Origin of the sequence: Caballeronia sp. BCC1704, assembly GCF_902833455.1 — a bacterium.
Taxonomy (GTDB): Bacteria; Pseudomonadota; Gammaproteobacteria; order Burkholderiales; family Burkholderiaceae; genus Caballeronia.
Genome location: NZ_CADFFT010000001.1, coordinates 1,883,394 through 1,906,285, shown reverse-complemented (window position 1 = coordinate 1,906,285; position 22,892 = coordinate 1,883,394). Strand labels below are relative to the sequence as shown.

The following is a 22,892-nucleotide window of genomic DNA, read 5'->3' as shown; positions in this document are numbered from 1 at the left end:
GCGTCTCAGTACATTGGACGCCGCATTCGCACACTTACGAGCAGATCAACCGAAGAGGCGTTCGACGCCGTACGTGATCGCCAGCCCGCCGCCCACCAGCCACACGTAGAGGATCGCGCCGGTTGCGATCGCGCGCGGGCCGGCTTCACGAATCTGCGCGATGCGCGTCTCCATACCGAGCGCGGTCATTGCCATCGTGAGAGCGAAGGTGTCGAGCGTGTTGAGCGTGCTCGTGGCGCTTTCCGGCAGGATATGAAGCGAATTCACGACGACGAGCGCGAGGAATCCGAGCGCGAACCATGGCACCGCGAGCTTGCCTTTTGCATTGTTGGCTCGCGTTGCCGCATCGCCGCGCGTCCGGTTGATCCATACGCCGACCACGAGCAGCACCGGCACCAGCAACATGACGCGCGTCATCTTGACGATCGTCGCGATGTGCGTCGCCTCCGGGCTCACGTTGCTCGCCGCGCCGACGACCTGCGCGACTTCGTGGATCGTGCCGCCGAAGAATAGCCCAGCGCCGAGCGTATCGAGATGCAGCCATCCTGCGTGCATCGCGATCGGATAGAGGAACATCGAGAGCGTGCCGAACAGCACGACGCTTCCGACCGCCATCGCGCTCTTGTGCGGCTTGGATTGCAGCGTCGACTCAAACGCGAGCACGGCGGCCGCGCCGCAGATCGCGCTGCCGGCCGCAGTGAGCAGCGCCGTATCGCGGTCGAGCTTCATGAGCTTCATGCCGACCCACGTGCCGATAATGAGCGTGCTCACGACCACGAGCGCCGATACGGCGAAGCCCGGCAGGCCGACTTGCGCGATCTCCTGAAGACTTACGCGCAGTCCAAAGAATGCCACCGCGATGCGCAGGAGCTTGCGCGCCGAGAAGTTGACGCCGGCGGCCCAACTCTGCGGCATGCCGTCCTTGAGCGCATTGCCGTACAGCGCGCCTGCCACGATGCCGACGATCAGCGGGCTGATCCCGAGCCCGGCGATGGCAGGAAGCGCGGATAGCCGCGTGACTGCGGCGGCGAACAGCGCGACGAACAGGATGCCGTTGAGTTGACCACGGGTGGACGAACCGGAGGCAAGCGAGGCGGGGGCGGTGGACATATGCGGCGTCCTTCGATGAGCATTTGAGCGATGTCGCTATCCTAGTTCGGATATATGCATATGAGAAATCGTGATTTAGAATGCAACATATCCGTTTCGCTGATACTTCTGCGCCGTGACCCCCGACCAGTTGATAACGTTCGCCACCGTAGCGGAGCACGGCAATATCAGCCGGGCGGCGGTCGCATTGCATCTTTCGCAGCCCGCCGTGTCGGGCCAACTCCGTTTATTGAATGAAGAATTCGGTGAACCGCTGTATCAGCGCGACGGACGCGGCATCCGACTCACGCCTGCTGGCGAAGGGCTGCTCGGCTACGCGACGCGCTTGCGGGAGGCGTACCAGCAAGCGCACGCGCTGCGCGACGCGATGCGCGGGCTGGAAAGCGGCACGTTGCGCATCGGCGCGAGCACGACGCCCGCGAGTTATCTGCTGCCATACCTGATCGCGGCGTTTCGCAAACGCTACCCGGACGTCGTCGTCACGACCATCGACGGGAACACGGCGGAAATCGTCGCGGCGCTCGGCTCGCTCGATGTCGCGATCATCGAGGGACCGGCCGGTCTTGGGCTGCCGCCAACGGCGGGCGTGACCCCTTGGCTCGACGACGAAATCGTGGCCATCGTGCGCGCCGGGCATCCGCTTGCCGATGGCCGTGCCGGCGCGACGCTCGAAGTAATCGGCGAGCATTCGCTGGTATTGCGCGAGCGCGGTTCGGGCGTGCGCCAGATCGTCGAGCGGGCGTTCGCCGAAGCTGGGGTGGAGATGCGCGTCGCGCTCGAGATCGCAGGCGTGGAGGGCGTGAAGGAAGCGGTGCGAGCGGGCATGGGCATCGGCTTCGTCTCCGCGATGTCCATCCGTCACGAGGACGATGCGCTACGGCGTCTGCATATCGCGCCCGAGCCGCTCATGCGGCGTTTCTCGCTTCTGGTGCCACATGCAGCCGCACCGTCGCGCGCCGCCGCGCGTTTTGTCGAGATTTGCGAAGACCGCGCCGCGATCGGCTAGGGAATTCCACTATGGCGCGAGCGCCTGGTCAGGGCGCAGTATCCGAACTCAGTCAGGCGCTTCGGCGTCTTTTTTGAATGCCATATTGGAACCGGTTCCATGAGACAGTCGAGCAGCAGCGCGAGAACCGAAATCGTGATCGTCGCGAGCGCGTTCGGCGTGGATGCGATCCGCCGCGACGGTCATGCCGCGTGGGCGGAGAAGGCGTCGCTCTCGGGCGCGGACGGTTTCGAGGTACGTCGGGAACTGTGCGAAGACACCAGCCTGGACGCACTCACGCGGCTCGGTGAGTGCATTCGGGCCGCTGGTTTATGGGCCGTGCATTCGACGCCTGCCACGCTATTTTCTGCTGACGGCTCGCTCGACCATGAAGCGCTTGCGCTCGCAATCGATGAAGCGCGGGCATTGGGTGCGCGCATCGTCAAGCTGCAACTAGGCGGCGACGAGCGCGGCGTGGCGACGGATTCCGCGACGCTGGAGGCGCTCACACGCGCCATCGACGGCTCTCCGGCCCGGGTGTTGGTCGAGAACGGCCAATTGCGGGCGGGCGGTTTGCCGGATGCATTCGAAATGCTATTCGCCGCGCTGCCGGCCGAGAGCAATCTTGCAATGACCTTCGATACCGGCAACTGGCGCTGGGCCGACGTCGATCCGCTCGACGCTGCCAGGCGGCTCGGGCGATACGTCGGCTATATACACTGCAAGGCGACGCAAGGCGAGGGCGCGCGGCGCTTCGCCGTGGCCCCGGCCCACGACGACACGCAGTTCGCCGCGCTTCTCGCGCATTTGCCGTCCGATGCGCCACGCGGGATCGAATTTCCGTTCCGCGACGAAGCCGACGCAGCGACTCAGGTGGCGCGCATCGCGGCGTTCTGATTTGAATTCTGTACGCAAAAGACAAGGATCGAACATGCAGGTTGAGCACGAAGCTCTGGACGTCGTCACTTACGGCGAAGCGATGACGATGTTCGTCGCCGCGGAAACGGGCGATCTCGCGTCGGTCGGCCACTTCACGAAGCGCGTCGCCGGGGCGGATCTGAATGTCGCCATCGGCTTGTCGCGGCTCGGCTTCAAGGTCGGCTGGATGAGCCGCGTCGGCCGCGATTCGTTCGGCCGCTACGTGCTCGACGTGCTCGCGGCGGAAGGCATCGACGCGCGCTGCGTCAGCATCGACGAACGCTATCCGACGGGCTTCCAGCTGAAGGGCAAATGCGACGACGGCAGCGATCCCGCAGTCGAGTATTTCCGAAAAGGCTCGGCGGCAAGCCATCTTTCGGTGGACGATTACGTCGCCGACTACGTGCTCGGCGCGCGTCACCTGCACCTCACGGGCGTCGCGCCGGCAATCTCGGCAAGCTCGCGTGAACTCGCATTCCATATGGCCCGCGAAATGCGTGCCGCAGGCAAGTCCATCTCGTTCGATCCGAACCTGCGTCCGACGTTATGGCCGTCTCGCGAAGCCATGGCCGAGTCGCTGAACGCGCTCGCCGCGCTCGCCGACTGGGTTCTGCCCGGCGTGAGCGAGGGCCTCGTGCTTACCGGTTATGCCGCGCCCGAGGACATCGCGGCGTTTTATCTCGATCGCGGCGCGAAAGGCGTCGTGGTCAAGCTCGGCGCAGAGGGCGCGTACTTCCGCACTGCCGATGGCGACTCCGGCGTCGTTGCCGGCGTGCCGGTCGCGAACGTGGTCGATACCGTCGGCGCTGGCGATGGCTTCGCAGTCGGCGTCGTCAGCGCGCTGCTCGAAGGGCGCAGCGTGCGCGATGCGATCGCGCGCGGCAATCGCATCGGCGCATTGGCGATTCAGGTGATCGGCGACAGCGAAGGCCTGCCGACGCGCGAGGCGCTCGATGCGCTCGAATCGCGGGACCAGAGCGGCAGTAACGACAAGAACGACAAGACGGCCCAAGCCGCGATCATCGTCTGACATCGCGAGACGACACCGAGGCGAGCTCGATCACGACCTCGCCCTAAACACCCGACACTCAGCGTTCGGAGACAACATGCACACATCCTCGACACCCAAGCTCGCCGTGCGCCGCTGGTGGGCGATCATGCCGATCGTCTTCATCACGTACAGCCTTGCGTATCTCGACCGCGCGAACTACGGCTTCGCTTCGGCCGCCGGCATCAATCAGGACCTCGGGATCAGCAAGGGACTGTCGTCGCTGATCGGCGCGCTCTTCTTCCTCGGCTATTTTTTCTTCCAGATTCCGGGCGCGATCTACGCGGAACGCCGTAGCGTCAAGAAGCTCGTGTTCTGGAGTCTCGTGCTCTGGGGCGGATGCGCGGCGGCGACGGGCATGGTCAGCAACATTCCGTCGTTGATGGCGATTCGCTTCGTGCTCGGCATCGTCGAAGCGGCAGTGATGCCCGCGATGCTCGTCTTCATCGCGAACTGGTTCACAAAGTCCGAGCGGTCGCGCGCGAATACGTTCCTCATTCTCGGCAATCCGGTGACGGTGCTGTGGATGTCGGTCGTATCCGGCTATCTCGTGAATTCGTTCGGCTGGCGTCATATGTTCGTCGCCGAAGGTCTTCCGGCGATCGTGTGGGCGGTGATCTGGTGGTTCATCGTCAAGGACAAGCCCGCGCAGGTGAGCTGGCTTTCAGATCAGGAGAAGCGCGATCTCGACGCGACGCTGCGCGCGGAGCAGGCCGCGATCAAGCCGGTGAAGAACTATCGCGAAGCCTTCAAATCGCCCGCTGTCATGAAGTTGTGCGCGCAGTATTTCTGCTGGAGCATCGGCGTGTATGGCTTCGTGCTGTGGCTTCCGTCGATTTTGAAGAGCGGCTCCACGCTCGGCATGGTCGAGACAGGGTGGCTTTCGGCGGTGCCTTATCTCGCGGCCACCATTGCGATGCTGCTGGCCTCATGGGCATCCGACAAGCTCCAGGCACGCAAGGCGTTCGTGTGGCCCTTCCTGCTGATCGGCGCGGTCGCGTTCGCGGGTTCGTATCTGCTTGGGACAACTAACTTCTGGGCTTCGTACACCTTGCTCGTGATTGCCGGTGCCGCCATGTATGCGCCGTACGGGCCTTTCTTTGCGATCGTGCCCGAGCTGCTGCCGAAGAACGTCGCAGGCGGAGCGATGGCGCTCATCAATAGCATGGGCGCGCTGGGCTCCTTCGTGGGTTCTTATGTGGTCGGTTATCTGAATGGGGCGACTGGTTCGCCGGCAGCCTCATATGTGTTCATGAGCGTTGCGCTCTTGCTTTCTGTTTGGTTCACGTTGGCTGTCAAGCCTCAGGCGGCCGTTCCGGCTTCGGGGGTATTGCGGTCTTGATGTATGCGGTTTCGTGCGACTGGCTTCGTCGGTATGTTGGCGCTGAATCGCACAACGGATGAATTGACACGTTAAGCTGAAGCAAGAACCGCAAAGAGAACTCATCGCTCACAGGGCGCAACCTGAATTCCGACCATGACCCAGAAAAAGATCGTAGCCTACAAGCCCCTACCGCCCGACGTGGAAGCGTACCTTCGCACGCACGCGGAAGTCGTCAACGTCGATCCGAAAGACCACGCCGCGTTCGTGGCGGCGCTCAAGGACGCCGACGGCGCCATCGGCGCAAGTGTGAAGATCACGCCCGACATGCTCGAAGGCGCGACGCGCCTGAAGGCGTTATCGACCGTATCGGTGGGCTTCGACAACTTCGATGTGGACGACCTGACGCGTCGCGGCATCGTCCTGACGCACACGCCCGACGTGTTGACCGAATCCACCGCCGATACGGTATTCGCGCTGATCCTTGCGAGCGCGCGCCGCGTTGTCGAACTCGCCGAATGGGTGAAGGAAGGCAACTGGAAGGGAAGCATCGGCGAAGCATGCTTCGGCGTCGATGTGCAGGGCAAGACGCTCGGTATCGTCGGGCTCGGGCGCATCGGCGGGGCAGTCGCGCGGCGCGCGGCGCTCGGCTTTCGCATGAACGTGCTCTATACGAACAGGCAGCCCAACGAGCAAGCCGAGCAGCAATACGGCGCGAAGCGCGTGCCGCTCGACGAACTGCTCGCGCAGTCCGATTTCGTGTGTCTGCAAGTGCCGCTCACGCCCGAGACGCGTGGTCTCATCGGCGCCAATGAACTGAAGAAGATGAAGCCGAACGCGATTCTCATCAACGCGTCACGCGGGCCGACCGTCGACGAAGCTGCGCTTATCGAAGCCCTGAAAAACGGCACGATCCGCGCCGCCGGTCTCGATGTGTTCCAGCAGGAGCCGTTGCCAGCCGATTCGCCGCTTCTGTCGATGAAGAACGTCGTCGCGTTGCCGCACATCGGCTCGGCCACGCACGAAACGCGGCATGCAATGAACCGCAATGCCGCGGAGAATCTGATCGGCGCGCTCGACGGCACGCTCACCGAAAACATCGTCAATCGCGAAGTGCGCATGCGCTAACAGCGATGGGATCGGCGCGTCGCATGCGATAACATGCGCTTGGGCGGCACGCTTGCACCGCCTCGCATTTTGCATGCAACGCGCATCGGCGCTTGACGAGTACGAGCCAGCCTCACGACACATCATGTCCGACGATCCCAACAAGCAGACTTCTCGCCCGCTGACCTTTGCCGCACGACGCGCGACGATCACCGATGTCGCGCGCGAGGCCGGCACCGGCAAGACCAGCATTTCGCGCTATCTGAACGGCGAGACCGGCGTGCTCTCGCTCGAATTGCGCGAGCGCATCGAAGCGGCCATCGCGAAGCTCGACTATCGGCCGAATCAGATGGCGCGCGGCCTGAAACGCGGGCGCAACCGGCTGATCGGCATGTTGCTCGCCGACCTCACGAATCCCTATTCGGTCGAAGTGCTGCAAGGCGTCGAAGCCGCTTGTCATGCGCTCGGCTACATGCCGCTCATTTGCCACGCCGCGAACGAGGTCGACATGGAGCGGCGTTATCTGCAACTGCTCACCACCTACCGCGTGGAAGGCGTGATCGTCAACGCGCTCGGCGTGAAGGAAGAACTGCTGCAGGGCTTCACGCAAGGCGGCATTCCGGTCGTGCTCGTGGACCGCACGGTCGAAGGCATCGTCACGGATATGGTCGGGCTCGACAATCCTGCGGCCGTGGCGCTTGCGACGCGTCATCTCGTCGATGAAGGTTTCGATGAGATGCTTTTTATCGTGCAGCCGGTGACGCACGTGAGTTCCCGGCGCTTGCGCGAAGCCGCATTTCGCGAGACGGTCGCGGCGCTCGGCGCAAGCGGTTCCACGCTCGTGCTCGATCTCTCGGATGCTGCGTTCGCGCTCGCCGAAATGGACCGGCGTGTCGATGCGGCGCGCTCGTCCGGCAAGCGCGTCGCGCTTTTCGCGGCGAACGGGCCGGTTGCGCTGCGCGTCGCGGTGCACCTGAAGGAGCGGCACGGCCCAGACTGGCAGGCGAGCGTCGCGCTGCTCGCCATCGACGATTCGGAATGGGCGGAACTCGCAGGCATGACGGCGGTTCGTCAGCCGACCTACGACATCGGCCGGCGCGCGGTCGAGTTTCTGCACGAGCGGCTCGGTGGTGCGTTGATGCCGGCGCGCGAGTGCCTTCTGCCGGGCGAACTCGTCGTGCGATCCTCGACGCAACGCTCGGCCGGCATCACGCAACAGCCGGCGACTCACGGACTCTGAAGGAACCTGAATGGTCAGCATCCCGACGCTGGCGGGCCTCGTATTCGTGACGCTCGTCGTCGCGGCCATGCCCGTCGTGTTGTACCGAAAGCTGCGCACGCGTTTTCGGCTGGTGCCACGCGAGCCGATCCTCGGCATCGCGGTCTTCGCGCTCTTTGCGATGGTCATCGAGCGCGCGCTGCACGGCTTCGTGCTCGGCAATGCGGTGACGTCGCATTGGCTGTCGAATCCGGTGGTGTTCGTCGTGTACGGCGCGCTCGCGGCAGGCGCATGCGAGGAAGCGGGGCGCTTCGCCGGCATGAAGTGGCTGATCCGGCGCGAGCCCGGCGCGCTCGAACGACACGGCCCGGCGCTCGGCTACGGCATCGGTCACGGCGGGGCGGAGGCGTGGATCGTCGGCGCGCTGGTGCAAGCGCAGTGGATTCTGTATGCGATTCTTGCGAATAGGGGCACGCTCGACGCGCATTTCGAAAGCGCGCCGCTCGACGCCCTCGCGCGCATCCACATGATCCTCATGAGCTTGTCGCCGGTGTCGGCGGGCATCTTTCTGGTCGAGCGCGTGAGTGCGTTCGTCTTCCAGCTCGGCTTCTCGGCGCTCATGTGGCAACTGCTGCGCGAGCGCTCGCGTGCTGCGCTTGGCGTGCTGATCGCCGCTCATGCGCTCGTCGGGCTGCCCGCTGCGCTGTTTCAGGCGCGCCTGATTCCGCTCGTCGCGGCGGATGCGGTGTATCTCGTGCTGGGCGTGATCGTCGCGCTCGCGCTCGTGCGCTACTATCGCCGCGCCGCCGAAGCCGACAACTCAACGTCTCCCGCCGCGCACCAACTCTGAACGACCAAGACCAAATGGACGATTACCAATACGACTGCGCGAGCGCGGATATCGACATGCTCGCGCACGTGATCAGCGATCTCTTCCCCGAGCAAACGCAATTCGCCGAGCGCATCGACGACGACGGCCGCACTTCGCTGATGATTCACTACATCGCGATGCGCTTCGGCTCGACGGCGCGGCGCATCACCATCGACGTGCGCTTCGATCCTGGCGCGCTCGCGCGATACCGCGCGCTGCCGCCGCGCTTGCAGGCGCGCAGCTACGCGGTGCTGCGGGCCTATGTCGAGGCGACGCTCGGCTCGCTGGAAGAACGTTATGCGAACGGGGAGGCGGTGCCGCGCGAGCTTGAGATCGAAATGGGCGATGACTTTGCGTGAGCGCGCTTAGGGCTGCGCGTGGAGATCGAGGGTGTCAAACCGCTCGAAGCAGTTCGAGCGACCAAGGCACCTTCACGCCATCGAGGCGTATGGATTTCGTCTACCCGTTGAACGTATGGCGCTTGCAGCGTTGAAAGCGCACGCCGTTGCTTGCGCTCAGCGGTATTTGCGAAAGAGGGGCTCTTGCAGATGCCGAGGCGTTCACGGTTCATCAGAAACCCTTCAGTCGAGAAGCTCAAGCGTCGCGATACACCTTCGCGAATCGCGCCGCCTTGACCACGCCGTAATCGCCCGCTGCATACTGCATTACCCAGTCGCCGGGCTCGCCTGTCAGCACGTCGCCCGCAGCGGAGCGCGCGATGCTGAACGGCTCCTGCATCTGCTTCGCGAGCACGACGCTCGGCCGGTTCCGATACGTGCCCGGCTCGCCATGCGCGATGCCCCCTTCAGGCGCGTACTTCGCGTCGAAACGTTCGCGCGACACGACCCAGCGTTCGCCCGATGCGCCTGTCACGATGGCGTCGCCCGTCGCATAGCGGTTCGGTCCTTCGAGACTCATCAGTTCACCGGCGGCAGCCGCGAATTCTACGGTAACGGCCTCATTCTTTACGACGCGGCGCGCGAGAGGATCGACGGAGAGGTCGGGTTGAGCGAGTTCGAGCATGGGAAAGATGAAGACATGAAGACGAGGTGAAGACCGCGATGCTAACGGCTATCGCGGCATTTTGCATCCATCATGGCGCACGCAGCATGCCGCATGCAGAATGCAAAAAGGCCCGCATCGATGAGATGCGGGCCTCTCGTTCCGCCGCAATCGCCGCTTACTCAGGGCTTCGTCGTCGATGCAGCGTCTGCACCCGACGCGCGCGGATGCCGCGACCCATGTTCACGGCGACCGTGGTGTTCCCCTTCCTGACGGAAGCTCGTGTCGGCGAGCTTCTTCTGTTCCGGCGAGAGGCTCGCGTACAGCGGCTCGAATGCGTCGACCAGACGCTTCGTACCGTCTGCGTTGGCTTGCGTGATCTGCTGATACTGCTTCATGTCGTCCAGCGCGGACATGGTGTCGCGTTGCGCGATGCGTTGGCGATACAGGTCCGCCATCGTGCGGGCGTTTTCACGCATGGCGTCGGCGAACGGCGCCCACTGTGCTTCCTGCGCGGACGTGATCTTTAAACTCGAATGCAATTGGGCGATGCGTTCTTCGACGCGCGCTTCGCGCTTCGAGCCTGCGGGCGCGGACGCCGACGCGGGTTGGGCGGCGACGGCAGGAGCGGATGCGCTTGCCGCAGGCGCGGACGATTGTGCGAAGACCGCCGTGACGGCGCAGGATGCCGCCAGTGCGACGAGTGTTTTTTTCATTCGTAAGCCTTTCGATCAATGGAAAAGTGGCGAGCCGCGTGGCCCGGCCCCCGTTCTGACAACAGGGCCGGCTCGACCGCGAGAATGACGCCATCGCCCGATATTAGTATCACGAATGAGCGACAATTCGCCTGCATTGCCACAACTGCTTACATTCGATACGTCTCTGGAAAAATGCCATCGAATAAAGAATGCAAAACAAAGCCATGCAAAGCCAAGCGAAGGGGATGACGACATGAGACCACCGCGCCTCGATCAACTCGATGACATCGACCGCAATCTGGTCGCGCTGTTGCAGACCAATGCCCGCGACAGCGTCGCGAATCTCGCGCGGCAACTGGGCGTCGCGCGCACGACGGTCATTGCCCGCATGGCGCGGCTGGAGAAGAACAACGTGATCGCGGGCTACGGCGTGCGGCTCGGGCAAGACGTGCTCGACGCAAGCATTCAGGCGTACGTTGGTATCAAGCTCGCGCCGAAGTACGGCCGCGACGTGCAGAAGCGTCTCGCGCGCATGCCCGAAGTCCAACTGCTATGCGCGGTGAGCGGCGAATTCGATTACGTCGCGTGGCTGCGCGCGGATTCGCCCGACCGTCTCAACGACATGCTGGACGAGATCGGCGCGCTCGAAGGCGTCGAGCGGACGACGACATCGATCATTCTGGCGCGCAAGATCGACCGCACCGGATAAGGCATGCAAAATACAAATCGCATCGAACGGTGGTCATAGTGACGAAAACCATCGCCACTTCGCATCATTTTGCGTCTAGGATCAATATTCACGGGCTCCTACACTGAGGCGTTCATGCCCCAACAAGGAGACAAAGATGAAAGTGGCACTCGTCGGCGCCGGATTGATCGGTCAAAGCATTGCGCATCTGCTGCGTGGAACGGGCGACTTCGAGGTCGTCGCTTTTGATCGCGACGAACACGCGCTCGCGCAACTCGACGCGCAGGGCATCGCGACGCGCCGCGTCGATTCGGCCGATACGCCGGCCTTGCGTCACGCGCTCGGCGGTTTCGATGCGCTCGTGAACGCCCTGCCGTATTACCTCGCGATCGGCGTGGCATCCGCGGCAAAGTCGGCGGGCGTGCACTACTTCGATCTGACCGAGGACGTGCGCGCGACGCACGCGATTCGCGCCATCGCCGACGGATCGCATACTGCATTCATGCCGCAATGCGGGCTCGCGCCGGGTTTCATCGGCATCGTCGCGCACGATGTCGCCGGACGGTTCGACAACTTGCGCGAAGTGAAGATGCGCGTGGGCGCGCTGCCGCAGTTCCCGACCAACGCGTTGAAGTACAACCTGACGTGGAGCATCGACGGCCTCATCAACGAGTATTGCCAGCCGTGCGAAGCAGTACGCGAAGGCCGCACGCAATGGGTGCAGCCGCTGGAAGGCGTTGAACATTTCTCGCTGGACGGCATCGAGTACGAAGCGTTCAACACGTCGGGCGGACTCGGGACCTTGTGCGAAACGCTTGCGGGAAGAGTCGAGACGCTGGACTACAAGTCGGTGCGCTATCCGGGGCATCGCGACCTGATGAAGTTCCTGCTCGACGACCTGCGCATGTCCACCGACCGCGACGGCCTCAAGGCGATGCTCAAGCGCGCGGTCCCCTCGACGGCGCAGGATGTGGTGCTGATCTTCGTCACGGTGACCGGCATGCGCAGCGGCAGCGATCAACTGGTCCAGCAGGTTTTCACGCGCAAGATCGTGGCGAAGGATGTATGCGGTGTTCCAATGAGCGCGATTCAGATCACGACGGCGGGCGCCGTGTGCGCCGAACTGGATCTGTTCCGCGAAGGCATCTTGCCGCAGAGCGGCTTCGTGCGGCAGGAGCAGGTTCCGCTGGATGCGTTCCTCGCGAACCGCTTCGGCAAGCTCTACGAAGGGGCGAACGCGCTGGAGACGACGCGCCGCCTCGCGGTCGCATAGCACGCTTGGTCATGTGTGAGCGACGAGGCGCGCTAGCAAACGCGCCTCGTCGTCCGCGGTCGAGGCCGTGTTGTCGAACATTAGCAGATCGGCGGCGAGCGCATCGTCGGGAAAGAAAAGACGCTGCCGGTAGTCCTCCCAGTGCGCGAGTTTGTATGCATCATGCGGATCAGCGCGCGCGGCGATGCGCTCGCGCGCCACGTCCTCTCCGACATGCACCCACACGACGCGAATCGTCACATCGTCGTCGATGCCGAGCCATGCGCGATCGAAGAGCCGCCGCTCGCGCACTTCACGCGATAGCGGCGCGACCACGACCACGCTCACGCCGAGCGCGAGATTTTCCGCGGCCGTATCGACGAGACTTCGATACTCCGGGTCGCGCAGATGCTTGATGAAAAGCGGGCTGTCGCGGTCGTGCGGATCGCCCGTCAGCGCGCCGATGGCCGCCGCGCTGTACGCGCCGTAAAGCGTGTCCTTGTCGAGCAGGCAGAACGGCTCGCCCGTTTCGCGCATGAGCGGCGCGAACAGGCGTTTCGCGAGCGTCGTCTTGCCGGTTCCCGCGTGACCGCAAAAGAAAAGCAGATGCTTCATAAGATCGTATCTTGTATGCAATCGTCATCATGCGCGGTGATAGCGAATTATCAGCGGTGTCGACGGGTACTTGGTGAGCGTCGTGTTACCAATTCCCGCGTGACCGCAAAAGAAGAGCAAATGCTTCGTGGAATCGTATCTTGAATTCAACTGTTGTCATGCTCGCGTTGATAGCGGTTCATGAGCGGTGCCAACACGTGCTTCGTGAGCGTCGTCTTGCCGTTCCAGCGTGACCGCAAAAGAAAAGCAGACGTTTGATGAGATCGTATCTTGTATCCAACTGTCGTCAGGCGCGCTGAGCAGTGCCAACAGGTGCCTCACAAGCGTAGCGTTGCCGTTTTTAGCGTGACCGCAAAAGAACAGCAGATGCTTCGTGAAATCGAATTTTGTATTCAGTCGTTGTCACGCGCCCGCTGATAGCGGTTCATCAGCGGCGTCGATGTCACGCCGTGGACGATGACCGACGCCGTTATCGCCGCGATGATGATGGGCGTGAGCGGGGCGGCGACCTGCTTCGGAGCGTGCTCGATCGCGTAAAGCAGATAGTAGAACGATCCGACTCCGCGGATGCCGAACCAGCTCATTAATAGCCGCTGCCCGCGCGACGCACACGACCCGACGAGCGACGCCTGCACCGCCAGCGGCCGTATCACGAGAAAGAGACCGCCGATGACGATGACCGCGCGCCACGTGAAGATATCGCGCCACATCGTCGCGAGAACGGAGCCGACGAGCAGCATGATCGCCACTTCGGCGATGCGCTCGAGTTCGATCGTGAAGCCGTGCACGCGCTCGGCCATGAACGCGTACGCGCGGTCGGGATCGGCTGCGGTCGCGCTGAGATCCCCGACATCCACGGTGCCGACGGCTTCCCGCGCGCCCTTGTCGCCGCTTTCGCGATGCTCGACGCGCCGCATCGCAAGTCCTGCCGCGAACACAGCGAGGAACGAATACGAATGCAGCAGTTCGGCGACGCCGTACGACAGTGCGATCAAACCGAGCGCATAGAAGCCTTCCGAGCCCAGCGCTTCCCCGTGACGCGTGCGCAAGTAGCCCACCACGCGCACCGTCAGTTCGCCGAGCAGCCAGCCGCTTACAAGCGCCGCGAGCGTGCCCCACACGGCTTGGAGAACGAAGCTCCACTGCAGCGCATCGTGCGGCGATGCTTCGAAGCGGCACACCGCGATGCCGAGCAAGGCAAAGGGCAGCGCGATGCCGTCGTTCAGGCCGCCTTCAGCGGTCAGCGAGAAGCGCAGCAGATCGGTGTCGCCGGGGGCTTCGACCTGTACATCGTGCGCGAGAACGGGATCGGTCGGCGCGAGCATCGCGGCAAGCAGCAGCGACGCGCCCCACGACATGCCGAGCCCATACGCGCAGAGCAGCGTGAGCGCGCCGATGGTCAGCACCATCGCGAGGAAGCCCAGACGCAACGGCAGCAGCCAGCGGCGGTCGGTGGGCGGCACGCGCAGGCGCAGTCCGATGGCGAAGAGGGACACCAGCATGCCGACCTCGGTGATGAGGCGCAGCACCGCCGTGTCGCCGTCGAGCCGGATATGCAGCAGATTCGTGACGCCCGGCCCGAGCAGGAAGCCGATGGCCAGATAGCACATCGCGGTGCTGATCGGCAGGCGTTTGAACGTCGAACTGGCGAGCGCCATCAGAATGAGCACGCCGCCGACGACGAGAAACCAGATCGTCTCGGTCATGAAAGCCTTGAGGCGGTGAATCGGTTCGAGCCGGGCGAGAGGCCAATGGGGTGGGGCGAGCACGGAACATGCCCGTGCGCGGCGATCGGCGTAAGATGGCCGGGCATCGCCATCGGCTCGTCTTTGTCTTCGCGTTACGTACAACGGTCAGGGAGGCCAGCATGTCACAGCACTTCGATGCAGTCGTCGTCGGTACAGGGCAGGGCGGCTCGCCGCTTGCCGTGCGACTCGCGCAAAGCGGCAAGGGCACCGCCGTCATCGAGCGGCATCTGTTCGGCGGGACCTGCGTGAACTTCGGCTGCACGCCGACCAAGACCTATGTCGCGAGCGCGCGCGCGGCGCACGTTGCGCGCACGGCGGCGAAATACGGCGTGAATATCGGCGGACCCATTACGGTCGACATGGCGCGCGTGAAGGCGCGCAAGGACGAAGTGATCGGCGCGTCGCGCAACGGCATCGAGCAGTGGCTCCATGAAACGCCGAACGTGACGGTATTCAAAGGACACGCGCGCTTCACCGGTCGGCATGCGCTCTCGATCGAAGGCAGCGACGGCGAAACGTACGACATCGACGCCGGGATGATCTTCATCAACACCGGCACGCGCGCCGCGGTGCCGGCCATCGACGGGCTCGACAGCGTGCCCTACCTCACCAATTCGAACGTTCTCGAACTGACGGAAGTGCCCGAGCATCTCGTGATCGTCGGCGCAAGCTATATCGCGCTGGAGTTCGGCCAGATGTTCCGGCGCTTCGGCAGCCGCGTCACGCTGCTCGTGCGCGGCGAGCGCATTCTCACGCGCGAGGACGCCGATATCGCTCGCGCGATACAGGACGTGCTCGTGCGCGAGGGCATCGAATTTCGCTTCGGCGCGGAGCCGCAGCGCGTCGAGCGGGCGAACGAAGGTGTGCGTATTTCGCTGGGTGGCGAATCCATCGACGCGTCGCATCTTCTCTTTGCGACGGGACGCACACCGAATACCGACGATCTCGGACTCGACAAGGCCGGCATCGAGGTGAACAGGCACGGCATAATCGACGTGGACGGCCAGCTGCGCACGAAAGTGGATGGCGTCTGGGCAATCGGCGACGTGAACGGACGCGGCGCATTCACGCATACGTCGTGGAACGACTATGAGATCGTCGCGGCCAATCTGCTCGATGGCGAATCGCGCAGTGTGGATACGCGCATCATGACGTACGCGGTGTTCGTCGATCCGCCGTTCGCTCGCGTCGGCATGAGCGAGGAGGACGTGCGGCGAGACGGCCGGGATGCGCTGATCGCGACGATGCCGATGTCGCGCGTCGGCCGGGCGCGGGAACGCGGCGAGACGGACGGCTTCATGAAAGCGCTCGTCGATGCTAAGACGAAGCGCATTCTCGGCGCGGCGATTTTCGGCATTGAGGGCGACGAAGTGATTCATACCTTCGTCGACATCATGAATGCGGACGCGCCGTACACCACGCTGCAACGCGCGATGCATATTCATCCGACGGTGAGCGAGCTTGTGCCGACGTTGTTGGGTGACCTGAAGCCGCTGCGGTGAGGGCGATGGCCGCGGCTGCATATAAGACGCGACGGCATTTTGAATGCCAAGGCGCCGAGCGGGGCGCGGCGCGCAGGGTGACCGAGGTGGTCGTTGACTTCGTCGGGCCACCAGACGCCGCTGGCACAGCAGGCCCGCGGTATTTTGCGTGCTGGACCACGCATTATGAATGCCAACGGGCGACGTAGGACGCGCCACTCAGGTTTAGCCGATGGTGAGCGAGTTAGCGTTCACTTTCGTCCGGCCAGTCGCGATCGAAGCCTTCGATGACCTCGCCCACGAAGTTGTTCATCGTCTTGACGCCGCTGGCACCACCGAGCCCGCCGGCATCTTGCGTACTGGGCGACGGCATTGAGGATGCCAACGCGGCAGACACCGCGCTGCACCCGGTGCACGTTGAACCGACGGTGAGCGAGCTTAAGTAGCTGCTGTTGAGCTTCTCAGTTCGCCGGCACGACCGCGCTCGTCGCGTTTCGTGTACAGCGCGGCGGCCTTGTGTATGCCGACGCGCGATGCACGACGCGCCATGCGGCTTCCGCCGATGGCGAGCGCGTTGGCGTTAGTTTTGTCGGACGGTCTGACGCCCCAAGGCACAAGCGAGCCCGTCGAAATCTTGCGTACTGGGCGACGGCATTATGAATGCGAACGCGGCATACACCGTGCTTCGCGCGATGCACGTTGAACCTACAGTGAGCGAGCTGAATCAGCCGCTTTTGAGCGATATTGATCCGCCTGCACGACCGCGCTCATCGCGTTTTCTGTAGAACGCGACGGCATCATGAATGCTCTCCCGCGACGCGGGACGCGCCATGCGGCTCGAGCCGATGGTGAGCGAGTCACCGTTTTCTCGGACGACCTGGCGCCGCTGGCCCAACACAGCTCGCCGGGAATTCAGCGTACTGGACAACGGCATTATGAATGCCCACGCGACATACCCCGCGCTGCACCCGATGCACATTGAACCGACGGTGAGCGAGCTGAACTAGCAGTTGTTGAGCGGCCTCGATCCGCCGACACAACGGTACCGTTCGCGTTCCCGCCAGAGCGCGACGGCACCTTGAATGCCAACGCGCGACGCAGGGCACGCCACGCAGCTTCAACCAATGCTGAGCGAGTCGGCGTTGACTTTGCCGGACGACTTGACGCTGCCAACACAACCCAGCCCAATTACGTCCCGGAAACACGGCACGGCGAGCATTATGAATGTTGAGACCGCATGCACCCCGCCGTAACGCACGACGAACAACGGTTGGACGGTGGGCGACGAAATCGCCCCGACATCGTCCGGCGTGCTAAAGCCGCCTTCGCTCTCGCGCACTCGGTTGCAGGCGCTGGACTAACCGCCGCCGCGCCGCCCGTCTCTGGCATTGAATACAGACGCGCCTCACAGGCGCTGCCGTACAACTCAGTCGCCAACGCTCGAAACGCGGAAGTAACGCCGACCCACGTCTCAAGCCTCCACCGGCGGCTTCTGCACATTCTTCGCCGCGACCCCAGCCCCTCGCGTTTCGGGCATCGCGAGCCAGACGAGCGCGACCGCGATCGCGCCCGCCGCCGCCAGCCCGAAGAAGCTCATCGCCGTGCCGAAGCGGTCGGCGGCAAAACCGGCCGCCGCCGTCGATAGCGTCGCGCCGACGCCCGCCGCGAGGCCAAAGAAACCGATCGTCAGGTTGTAGTGGCCGCGTCCGCCGGCGACATCGGCGGCAATGAGCGGCAGCATCACACCGAACACGGCGGCGCTGATGCCGTCGAGCATCTGCACCGGCACGAGCAGATACGGACTGCTGACGCCCGCGAACAGCAGCGCGCGCACCGGCAACGCACAGAAGCCGAGAATCAACACCGGACGGCGTCCCCACTTCTGCGCCTGTCGTCCGACCCAGGGCGAAAGGGCCGCCACGATGAACTGCGGCACGATAATGCACGCTGCGATCACGAGTTGAACGTTGTCGCCCATGTGCGCCGTGACTTCGCCGGCGGCGAGATTCAACATCGCCGCGTTCGAAAGGTGGAACAGCACGACGCACGCGGCGAAGATCAGCAGGCGCTTGTCTTTCAGTAGTTCGCGCAGCGATTCGCGCTCCTCGCCCTCCGGCGTGAGCTTCGGCTTGCCGGGCGTGCGCGGCACTGCGGGCAGCGGTTCGTAGTGAATCATCCGCAGCGCGAAAATGGCCGGCAGCGCGAGCGCCGCCGTCAGGAAGAACACCGAGCGCAGCGACAGATACTCGCCGAATGCGCCCATCAGCGCCGCCGTGAGCGCGCTGCCGATCGACGCCCAGCGCGCATTGCGCCCGAGCCGGTCGCCGAGATCGGCGCGCGAGACGAGCGCGAGCGAGATCGCGGCCATCGCCGGGACCAGCATGCAGCTCGCGAAGCCGTGCAGCACTTCCGCCGCGAACACGGGGACGAAGGTCGGACTTGCGGCGAGCAAGAGCGCGCTCGCGATGATCGCGACGATCGCCGAAAGGGCCGCGAACTTCTTGTTGCGCATGGCGTCGACGAGCGCGCCCGCGGGAAGCTGGCTCGCCATCGCGCTGATCGTGCCGACGGACAGCATCAGGCCGATCTCGCCCTGCGTCCACTTGTTGGCCGCAAGGTACGAGGCGATGAACGGGCCGAAGCCGGTCTGCACGTTGGCGACGAAGAAGTTCAGCCAGTCGAGCGCGCGCAGACTGCGTGCAATTACCATGTCGTGAATCGGTTATCCATGTGGTGTTCCGTTATCGGGCCGGGCGCGCGCCGGACGAGGGCGTTTGCGCCGCGACCGCGCCCGAGGCGGTCGTGCCGCCGGAGTTGGCCGAGCCTGCTCCGCTCGCCGCGCCGCCCGCCGCCGCCGCCGAAGCCGGCGCGGCAACGACCGGCGACACGATCTTGATCGGCTGCTCGGGCGCGTAGGTGGGCGCGGCTTTCAGTTGCGCGTCGTTGAAGTCCATTTGCAGCGCGAGTTGCTTGTTGCGCGACACCACCTGCAGATCGCCCCAGTTCACCGCGACGTGGCGCTTGTCCGCGGCGAGCGAGCTCGACAGATCGACGACGAGCGCCTGCGGTTGCGCCTGCGAATCGACGAGCACGTCGACCACGCGGCCGATGCGCGCGCCGTTTTTCTGCGTCACCGTCGAATCGACGAGCTGCATGAAGTTCGACGGCGCCTCGCTGACGGGCTGCGGCTTCGGCACCGGGTCCGCTGCCGGCTTGCCCTTCGCGGGCGGCGGCGGTGGAAGGAAGGTGATCGGCGCGGTCTTCGAATTCGGCGTGAAGCGAAACGCCGTCCACGGGAAATTGACCTTGCGATCGCCGATGCCCATGAAACCGGACAGGTTGACCATCAGCAACTTGGGTTTCGCCGACGGATCGACGTACAGATCGACCGCGCGGCCGACCACCTTGCCATCGGGACGCTGAACTTCGGCATCGAGCAGGCCGTGAAGCTGGTCGTGCTGCATGAGGCGCGTCGAGATGATCTGCGGCGGGGGCGGCGGCTCGGGCGGCTCCGGCGGCGGCGTCACGACCGGCTCCGGCGGCTTCGGTTTCACGACGCGGCGCTTCGGCTTCGGCGCGGGCGGCGGCTTCACGGCCGACGCGGGCTCCGGCACGGTGACGACCGGGGCCGGTTCTTCCGGCTCGTTGGTTTCGGTCTCGCTCGGCCCCGGAATGTACGAATGCTCGACGATGGGCGCGGGCGTCTGCTGCTGAAAGATCCCGCAGGCCGACAGGCTGCACGCGCCGAGCACGACGAGCACCGACGATAGCCGCAGCGCGCGCATGCGTTGGACGAGGGCGCTTACCAGAGCGAACAATCGCGCCGCCGCGCCCCCGATCGAAAGAGCCGGCGCAAAGGCGGCCGCGCCGACCGACGACGCATCGCCCCGATGCGAGATACCGCCTGCCATCACAAACGCTCCATGTGTCCGGGCCGCCTTCCAGTTTTTGTTGGTGTCGATGAACGCGCTGCGCGCGCGCGTCCCTGTTCGTTCGATGCGCTCATGCGCCGCGCGCCGCCGGGTTGTCGCCAGCGTCCCCGGCGTCCGCGTTCTTGGCGAGGCGCGCCGCCGTATCGGCCGCGCCCATTCTCGCGGCGGCTTCACGCGCGGACAAGCCGCCCTGATCGCGGGCGTCCGGATTCGCGCCGCGAGCGATCAGCAAATCCAGAATCTCGACGCGGTTGAACATGGCCGCGATCATCAGCGCGGTGCGGCCATCGGGCGATGCGCCTTCGACATCCGCGCCGTGATCGAGCAGCGTCTCGGCGACATCCTTAAAACCCTTGAATGCGGCTCCGGCGATCGGCGTCTGGCCGTTGTCGTTGCGCATGTCGGGATCGGCGTTGTATTCGAGCAGCACGCGCACCGCGTCGGCGTGGCCGTGATAGCTCGCGAGCATCACGAGGCTGTCGCCTTTGTCGTTGCGCAGGTTCGGCGGCAAGCCCTTCTGAAGCCAGACTTCGAGCAGGGCGGCATCGCCCCGGCGCGCAGCGTTGAAGACTTCGTTCGCGAACGCGATGGTCTCTTCGTCGGGGCCTTCGCGCCCCGGTTGTTCCGGGTTCTGATTGCTGTCCTGCTGCATGTTTGGCTCCGTGTCGGGCGCTCTGCGGCGCGCCGTTTCGTCGTGATGCATTCGATGATGCGCGTGGACTTGCGCAAACGCTCGAAAGAGGCGAGCGCGCGCCGGCTCATCGGGAGCATACACAGGTTGATGATGCTCCGCGCCTGAGTGCGTGCCTGCGGCGATGGTCGATGGAGAGCCCGGGCAGCACGTTTTGCGCCAAGGCTTTCGCCGCTCGCGACGGCTTGACGCCGCAGCGCGCGCGCCCTTAGTCTCGATGCCACCATTCGCAACTATCGACCGCCCGCGCGATCACCGTTCGATGCAAGCTCCATCCAATACTCAAGCCAGCGTGCGCCGCCGCGCGCCCGCCGCCGAACGCAATCGCGATGCGATTCTAACGGTGCTCGCACGCGTGCTGCCGCCAGGCGGCACGGTTCTCGAAATCGCGAGCGGCACCGGCCAGCATGCGGTGCATTGCGCGGCGGCGCTGCCGCACATCGTCTGGCAACCGAGCGATCCGGACGCCGCCGCGCGCGATTCCATCGCCGCGTGGCGCGCGCATGCGGGCCTCTCCAACCTCGCCGCACCGCTTGCCATCGACGTGACCGAGAGCGACTGGGGCATCGGCGACGTGGCGGCGGTCGTTTGCATCAACATGATCCATATCGCGCCGTGGCAGGCGGCCGAGGCGCTCTTTCGCGGCTCGGCGAAGCGGCTGGCTGCGGGCGGCGTACTGTACCTCTATGGGCCGTATCGGCGCAAAGGGGCGCACACCGCGCCGAGCAACGAAGCATTCGATGCCCAGCTGCGCGCCATCGATTCGCGCTGGGGCGTGCGCGACATGGAGGCGGTCGAGGCGCTCGCGCGTGACGCGGGATTCACGCTCGCCGAAGCCGTTCCGATGCCGGCGAACAACTTCAGTCTCGTGTTCGTGAAAGACGCGAAGCCGTAGGCGCGGCTGCGTGCGGCTTTCCGCTTGCGCCGAAATGCGCGTCGCCGTGTAGACTGCGGAGGTCGTTCGTCGTGTCGTTTTTTGCGCCGCTCCGACGGCGCGTACCCCGATCTCCCTCTACCGGAGGCGTTCTACATGCACGCAGCGTTGCCGCAAGGCGATGAGGATGGCGCTCTGACCGATACGCCGGGAAGCCCGCGCGACTTGCGCCGCACCGACATTCATCCCGATCACTGGTATCCGCTCGCGTGGTCGGGCGAAGTGAAGCGCGGCCGCGCGCACGCGGTGCGCTTTGCCGGCGACCCGATCGTGCTCGTGCGCACGGACTCGGGCAAGGTGTTCGCGCTCGAAGACCGCTGCGCGCATCGGCAAGTGCCGCTTTCGGCCGGCGTGGTCGACGGCGAGTCGATTCGCTGCTGCTATCACGGCTGGACCTACGACTGCACCGGCCGCTGCACCGACATTCCGTATCTCGGCCGCGAGCGTCTGCCCAACGGCGTGCGCGCATATCCGTGCCGCGAGGAAGCGGGGCTCGTCTTCGTCTTCACGGGCGACCCGCAGCGCGCAGCCGCCGCGAAGTTTCCTTCGCTCGTGAGCGCGACCGACAAGGCCTACAAGACGCGCCGCTTCGGCCGCGAAGTGAAGTGCCATTACACGTTCATGCACGAGAACCTGATGGACATGAACCATCAGTTTCTGCATCGCCGGCAGATGGGCAGCATGCGGGCGCGCTCGCTCGGGCGTCGCCGGGGCGAGGACTGGATTGAAGTGGATTACACCTTCGCGCGCGAAGCGGGCAAGCAGCCGATCGGCGAGGCGCTCGTGTTCGGGCAGAAGCGCGGCGAGAAGCCGGACGCCTCACAGAAAGACGTGATGACCATCCGCACGGACTACCCGTACCAGACGCTCAAGATCCGCACGAAGGACGACACCATGGTGATGGACCTGTGGATCGCCTACGTGCCGCTCGACGCCGAGCAGCGCACCAACCGCACCTTCGGCCTGTTGTCGATCCGCCGCCCGAAGATTTCCGGCCTGCTCGACGTCGCGTGGCCGCTGCTCGTGTGGTTCACCGAGCGCATTTTCAAGGAAGACCGGTGGATCGTCGAGCGCGAGCAGGAAGCGCACGACCGGCAGGGCGCCGACCACAATCACGAAGTCTTTCCGGTCATCAACGAACTGCGCGCGCTTCTGATGGAGCACGGCGTGCCGCATCGGGCAGCCGGCGCGCATCCGGGCGACGGCCGGCGCGTGCATCGCATCGTGCCGGTGCAGGAAGTGCCCGCGCCGTAGGCGACACGGCGGCGCGAC

22 protein-coding genes are annotated in these 22,892 nt (G+C 64.7%); 13 read left to right on the top strand and 9 right to left on the bottom strand.

Annotation, left to right across the window (positions count from 1 at the left end):
- Positions 1–45: 45 nt before the first annotated feature.
- Entirely contained in the window at positions 46–1,110 is a 1,065-nt protein-coding gene (locus HWX53_RS08915; RefSeq protein ID WP_175940390.1) for a YeiH family protein, read from the bottom strand.
- Positions 1,111–1,225: 115 nt separating this feature from the next.
- On the opposite strand from HWX53_RS08915, the gene HWX53_RS08910 reads away from it, so the two are divergent.
- From HWX53_RS08910 to HWX53_RS08875, 8 genes are all read left to right on the top strand, one after another.
- Positions 1,226–2,116, top strand: coding sequence for a LysR family transcriptional regulator (locus tag HWX53_RS08910; protein WP_175940389.1), 891 nt, complete (start codon positions 1,226–1,228; stop codon positions 2,114–2,116).
- Between the two features lie 99 nt (positions 2,117–2,215).
- A complete protein-coding gene (locus tag HWX53_RS08905) occupies positions 2,216–2,992 on the top strand; it encodes a TIM barrel protein (protein ID WP_175940388.1) in 777 nt (258 codons plus the stop codon).
- A 34-nt stretch (positions 2,993–3,026) separates the two neighbouring features.
- Positions 3,027–4,043, top strand: coding sequence for a sugar kinase (locus HWX53_RS08900; protein ID WP_175940387.1), 1,017 nt, complete (start codon positions 3,027–3,029; stop codon positions 4,041–4,043).
- A 76-nt stretch (positions 4,044–4,119) separates the two neighbouring features.
- Positions 4,120–5,403, top strand: a complete 1,284-nt coding sequence (locus HWX53_RS08895; RefSeq protein WP_175940386.1) for an MFS transporter — start codon at positions 4,120–4,122, stop codon at positions 5,401–5,403.
- 135 nt (positions 5,404–5,538) lie between these two features.
- A complete protein-coding gene (locus tag HWX53_RS08890; protein ID WP_175940385.1) occupies positions 5,539–6,510 on the top strand; it encodes a D-glycerate dehydrogenase in 972 nt (323 codons plus the stop codon).
- 124 nt (positions 6,511–6,634) lie between these two features.
- Positions 6,635–7,729: a LacI family DNA-binding transcriptional regulator gene (locus tag HWX53_RS08885; protein WP_175940384.1), complete on the top strand. Its 1,095-nt coding sequence runs from the start codon at positions 6,635–6,637 to the stop codon at positions 7,727–7,729.
- 10 nt (positions 7,730–7,739) lie between these two features.
- Positions 7,740–8,558 (top strand): YhfC family intramembrane metalloprotease, encoded by an 819-nt coding sequence (locus tag HWX53_RS08880; protein WP_175940383.1) that lies wholly within the window; start codon positions 7,740–7,742, stop codon positions 8,556–8,558.
- 14 nt (positions 8,559–8,572) lie between these two features.
- Complete coding sequence (locus tag HWX53_RS08875) at positions 8,573–8,938, top strand: DUF3022 domain-containing protein (protein ID WP_175940382.1); 366 nt, start codon at positions 8,573–8,575, stop codon at positions 8,936–8,938.
- Between the two features lie 235 nt (positions 8,939–9,173).
- Here the strand turns inward: HWX53_RS08875 and HWX53_RS08870 are convergent, their stop codons facing one another.
- Together HWX53_RS08870 and HWX53_RS08865 are read right to left on the bottom strand one after the other, a co-directional pair.
- Complete coding sequence (locus HWX53_RS08870; RefSeq protein ID WP_175940381.1) at positions 9,174–9,602, bottom strand: PGDYG domain-containing protein; 429 nt, start codon at positions 9,600–9,602, stop codon at positions 9,174–9,176.
- 161 nt (positions 9,603–9,763) lie between these two features.
- Positions 9,764–10,297, bottom strand: a complete 534-nt coding sequence (locus HWX53_RS08865; protein ID WP_175940380.1) for a Spy/CpxP family protein refolding chaperone — start codon at positions 10,295–10,297, stop codon at positions 9,764–9,766.
- A 235-nt stretch (positions 10,298–10,532) separates the two neighbouring features.
- Here HWX53_RS08865 and HWX53_RS08860 point away from each other — a divergent pair, with 235 nt between their 5' ends.
- On the top strand, positions 10,533–10,988 hold the full coding sequence (locus HWX53_RS08860; RefSeq protein WP_175940379.1) for an Lrp/AsnC family transcriptional regulator: 456 nt from the start codon (positions 10,533–10,535) through the stop codon (positions 10,986–10,988).
- Between the two features lie 136 nt (positions 10,989–11,124).
- Complete coding sequence (locus tag HWX53_RS08855) at positions 11,125–12,240, top strand: saccharopine dehydrogenase C-terminal domain-containing protein (protein WP_175940378.1); 1,116 nt, start codon at positions 11,125–11,127, stop codon at positions 12,238–12,240.
- Positions 12,241–12,249: 9 nt separating this feature from the next.
- Here the strand turns inward: HWX53_RS08855 and HWX53_RS08850 are convergent, their stop codons facing one another.
- Positions 12,250–12,834: an ATP-binding protein gene (locus tag HWX53_RS08850; RefSeq protein WP_175940377.1), complete on the bottom strand. Its 585-nt coding sequence runs from the start codon at positions 12,832–12,834 to the stop codon at positions 12,250–12,252.
- Between the two features lie 392 nt (positions 12,835–13,226).
- Positions 13,227–14,540, bottom strand: a complete 1,314-nt coding sequence (locus HWX53_RS08845; RefSeq protein WP_175940376.1) for a cation:proton antiporter — start codon at positions 14,538–14,540, stop codon at positions 13,227–13,229.
- A gap of 161 nt (positions 14,541–14,701) precedes the next feature.
- Between HWX53_RS08845 and HWX53_RS08840 the strand changes: the two genes are divergently transcribed.
- Complete coding sequence (locus HWX53_RS08840; RefSeq protein ID WP_175940375.1) at positions 14,702–16,084, top strand: FAD-containing oxidoreductase; 1,383 nt, start codon at positions 14,702–14,704, stop codon at positions 16,082–16,084.
- A 223-nt stretch (positions 16,085–16,307) separates the two neighbouring features.
- Here the strand turns inward: HWX53_RS08840 and HWX53_RS27890 are convergent, their stop codons facing one another.
- The 4 genes from HWX53_RS27890 to HWX53_RS08825 all read right to left on the bottom strand — a co-directional run bounded on the left by HWX53_RS27890 (position 16,308) and on the right by HWX53_RS08825 (position 20,647).
- Positions 16,308–16,436 carry a hypothetical protein gene (locus HWX53_RS27890; RefSeq protein ID WP_279612486.1) on the bottom strand — a complete coding sequence of 43 codons (129 nt, stop codon included), beginning with the start codon at positions 16,434–16,436 and terminating at the stop codon, positions 16,308–16,310.
- Positions 16,437–17,534: 1,098 nt separating this feature from the next.
- Complete coding sequence (locus HWX53_RS08835; RefSeq protein WP_175940374.1) at positions 17,535–18,773, bottom strand: MFS transporter; 1,239 nt, start codon at positions 18,771–18,773, stop codon at positions 17,535–17,537.
- Positions 18,774–18,804: 31 nt separating this feature from the next.
- Complete coding sequence (locus tag HWX53_RS08830; RefSeq protein WP_175940373.1) at positions 18,805–19,974, bottom strand: hypothetical protein; 1,170 nt, start codon at positions 19,972–19,974, stop codon at positions 18,805–18,807.
- 91 nt (positions 19,975–20,065) lie between these two features.
- On the bottom strand, positions 20,066–20,647 hold the full coding sequence (locus HWX53_RS08825) for an ankyrin repeat domain-containing protein (protein ID WP_175940372.1): 582 nt from the start codon (positions 20,645–20,647) through the stop codon (positions 20,066–20,068).
- Between the two features lie 301 nt (positions 20,648–20,948).
- Here HWX53_RS08825 and HWX53_RS08820 point away from each other — a divergent pair, with 301 nt between their 5' ends.
- Positions 20,949–21,581, top strand: coding sequence for a DUF938 domain-containing protein (locus HWX53_RS08820; RefSeq protein ID WP_175940371.1), 633 nt, complete (start codon positions 20,949–20,951; stop codon positions 21,579–21,581).
- A gap of 135 nt (positions 21,582–21,716) precedes the next feature.
- Complete coding sequence (locus tag HWX53_RS08815; RefSeq protein WP_175940370.1) at positions 21,717–22,874, top strand: aromatic ring-hydroxylating dioxygenase subunit alpha; 1,158 nt, start codon at positions 21,717–21,719, stop codon at positions 22,872–22,874.
- Positions 22,875–22,892 lie beyond the last annotated feature (18 nt).

Excerpts from the sequence above, each read along its gene's own strand:
- HWX53_RS08905 (WP_175940388.1), top strand. The coding sequence starts at position 2,216 with ATGAGACAGTCGAGCAGCAGCGCGAGAACCGAAATCGTGATCGTCGCG.
- HWX53_RS08915 (WP_175940390.1), bottom strand. The coding sequence starts at position 1,110 with ATGTCCACCGCCCCCGCCTCGCTTGCCTCCGGTTCGTCCACCCGTGGT.
- HWX53_RS08880 (WP_175940383.1), top strand. The coding sequence starts at position 7,740 with ATGGTCAGCATCCCGACGCTGGCGGGCCTCGTATTCGTGACGCTCGTC.
- HWX53_RS08890 (WP_175940385.1), top strand. The coding sequence starts at position 5,539 with ATGACCCAGAAAAAGATCGTAGCCTACAAGCCCCTACCGCCCGACGTG.
- HWX53_RS08840 (WP_175940375.1), top strand. The coding sequence starts at position 14,702 with ATGTCACAGCACTTCGATGCAGTCGTCGTCGGTACAGGGCAGGGCGGC.
- HWX53_RS08845 (WP_175940376.1), bottom strand. The coding sequence starts at position 14,540 with ATGACCGAGACGATCTGGTTTCTCGTCGTCGGCGGCGTGCTCATTCTG.
- HWX53_RS08815 (WP_175940370.1), top strand. The coding sequence starts at position 21,717 with ATGCACGCAGCGTTGCCGCAAGGCGATGAGGATGGCGCTCTGACCGAT.
- HWX53_RS08850 (WP_175940377.1), bottom strand. The coding sequence starts at position 12,834 with ATGAAGCATCTGCTTTTCTTTTGCGGTCACGCGGGAACCGGCAAGACG.
- HWX53_RS08895 (WP_175940386.1), top strand. The coding sequence starts at position 4,120 with ATGCACACATCCTCGACACCCAAGCTCGCCGTGCGCCGCTGGTGGGCG.
- HWX53_RS08870 (WP_175940381.1), bottom strand. The coding sequence starts at position 9,602 with ATGCTCGAACTCGCTCAACCCGACCTCTCCGTCGATCCTCTCGCGCGC.
- HWX53_RS08825 (WP_175940372.1), bottom strand. The coding sequence starts at position 20,647 with ATGCAGCAGGACAGCAATCAGAACCCGGAACAACCGGGGCGCGAAGGC.
- HWX53_RS08885 (WP_175940384.1), top strand. The coding sequence starts at position 6,635 with ATGTCCGACGATCCCAACAAGCAGACTTCTCGCCCGCTGACCTTTGCC.
- HWX53_RS08865 (WP_175940380.1), bottom strand. The coding sequence starts at position 10,297 with ATGAAAAAAACACTCGTCGCACTGGCGGCATCCTGCGCCGTCACGGCG.
- HWX53_RS08830 (WP_175940373.1), bottom strand. The coding sequence starts at position 19,974 with ATGGCAGGCGGTATCTCGCATCGGGGCGATGCGTCGTCGGTCGGCGCG.
- HWX53_RS08875 (WP_175940382.1), top strand. The coding sequence starts at position 8,573 with ATGGACGATTACCAATACGACTGCGCGAGCGCGGATATCGACATGCTC.
- HWX53_RS08855 (WP_175940378.1), top strand. The coding sequence starts at position 11,125 with ATGAAAGTGGCACTCGTCGGCGCCGGATTGATCGGTCAAAGCATTGCG.
- HWX53_RS08820 (WP_175940371.1), top strand. The coding sequence starts at position 20,949 with ATGCAAGCTCCATCCAATACTCAAGCCAGCGTGCGCCGCCGCGCGCCC.
- HWX53_RS08860 (WP_175940379.1), top strand. The coding sequence starts at position 10,533 with ATGAGACCACCGCGCCTCGATCAACTCGATGACATCGACCGCAATCTG.
- HWX53_RS27890 (WP_279612486.1), bottom strand. The coding sequence starts at position 16,436 with ATGCCGTCGCCCAGTACGCAAGATGCCGGCGGGCTCGGTGGTGCCAGC.
- HWX53_RS08835 (WP_175940374.1), bottom strand. The coding sequence starts at position 18,773 with ATGGTAATTGCACGCAGTCTGCGCGCGCTCGACTGGCTGAACTTCTTC.
- HWX53_RS08900 (WP_175940387.1), top strand. The coding sequence starts at position 3,027 with ATGCAGGTTGAGCACGAAGCTCTGGACGTCGTCACTTACGGCGAAGCG.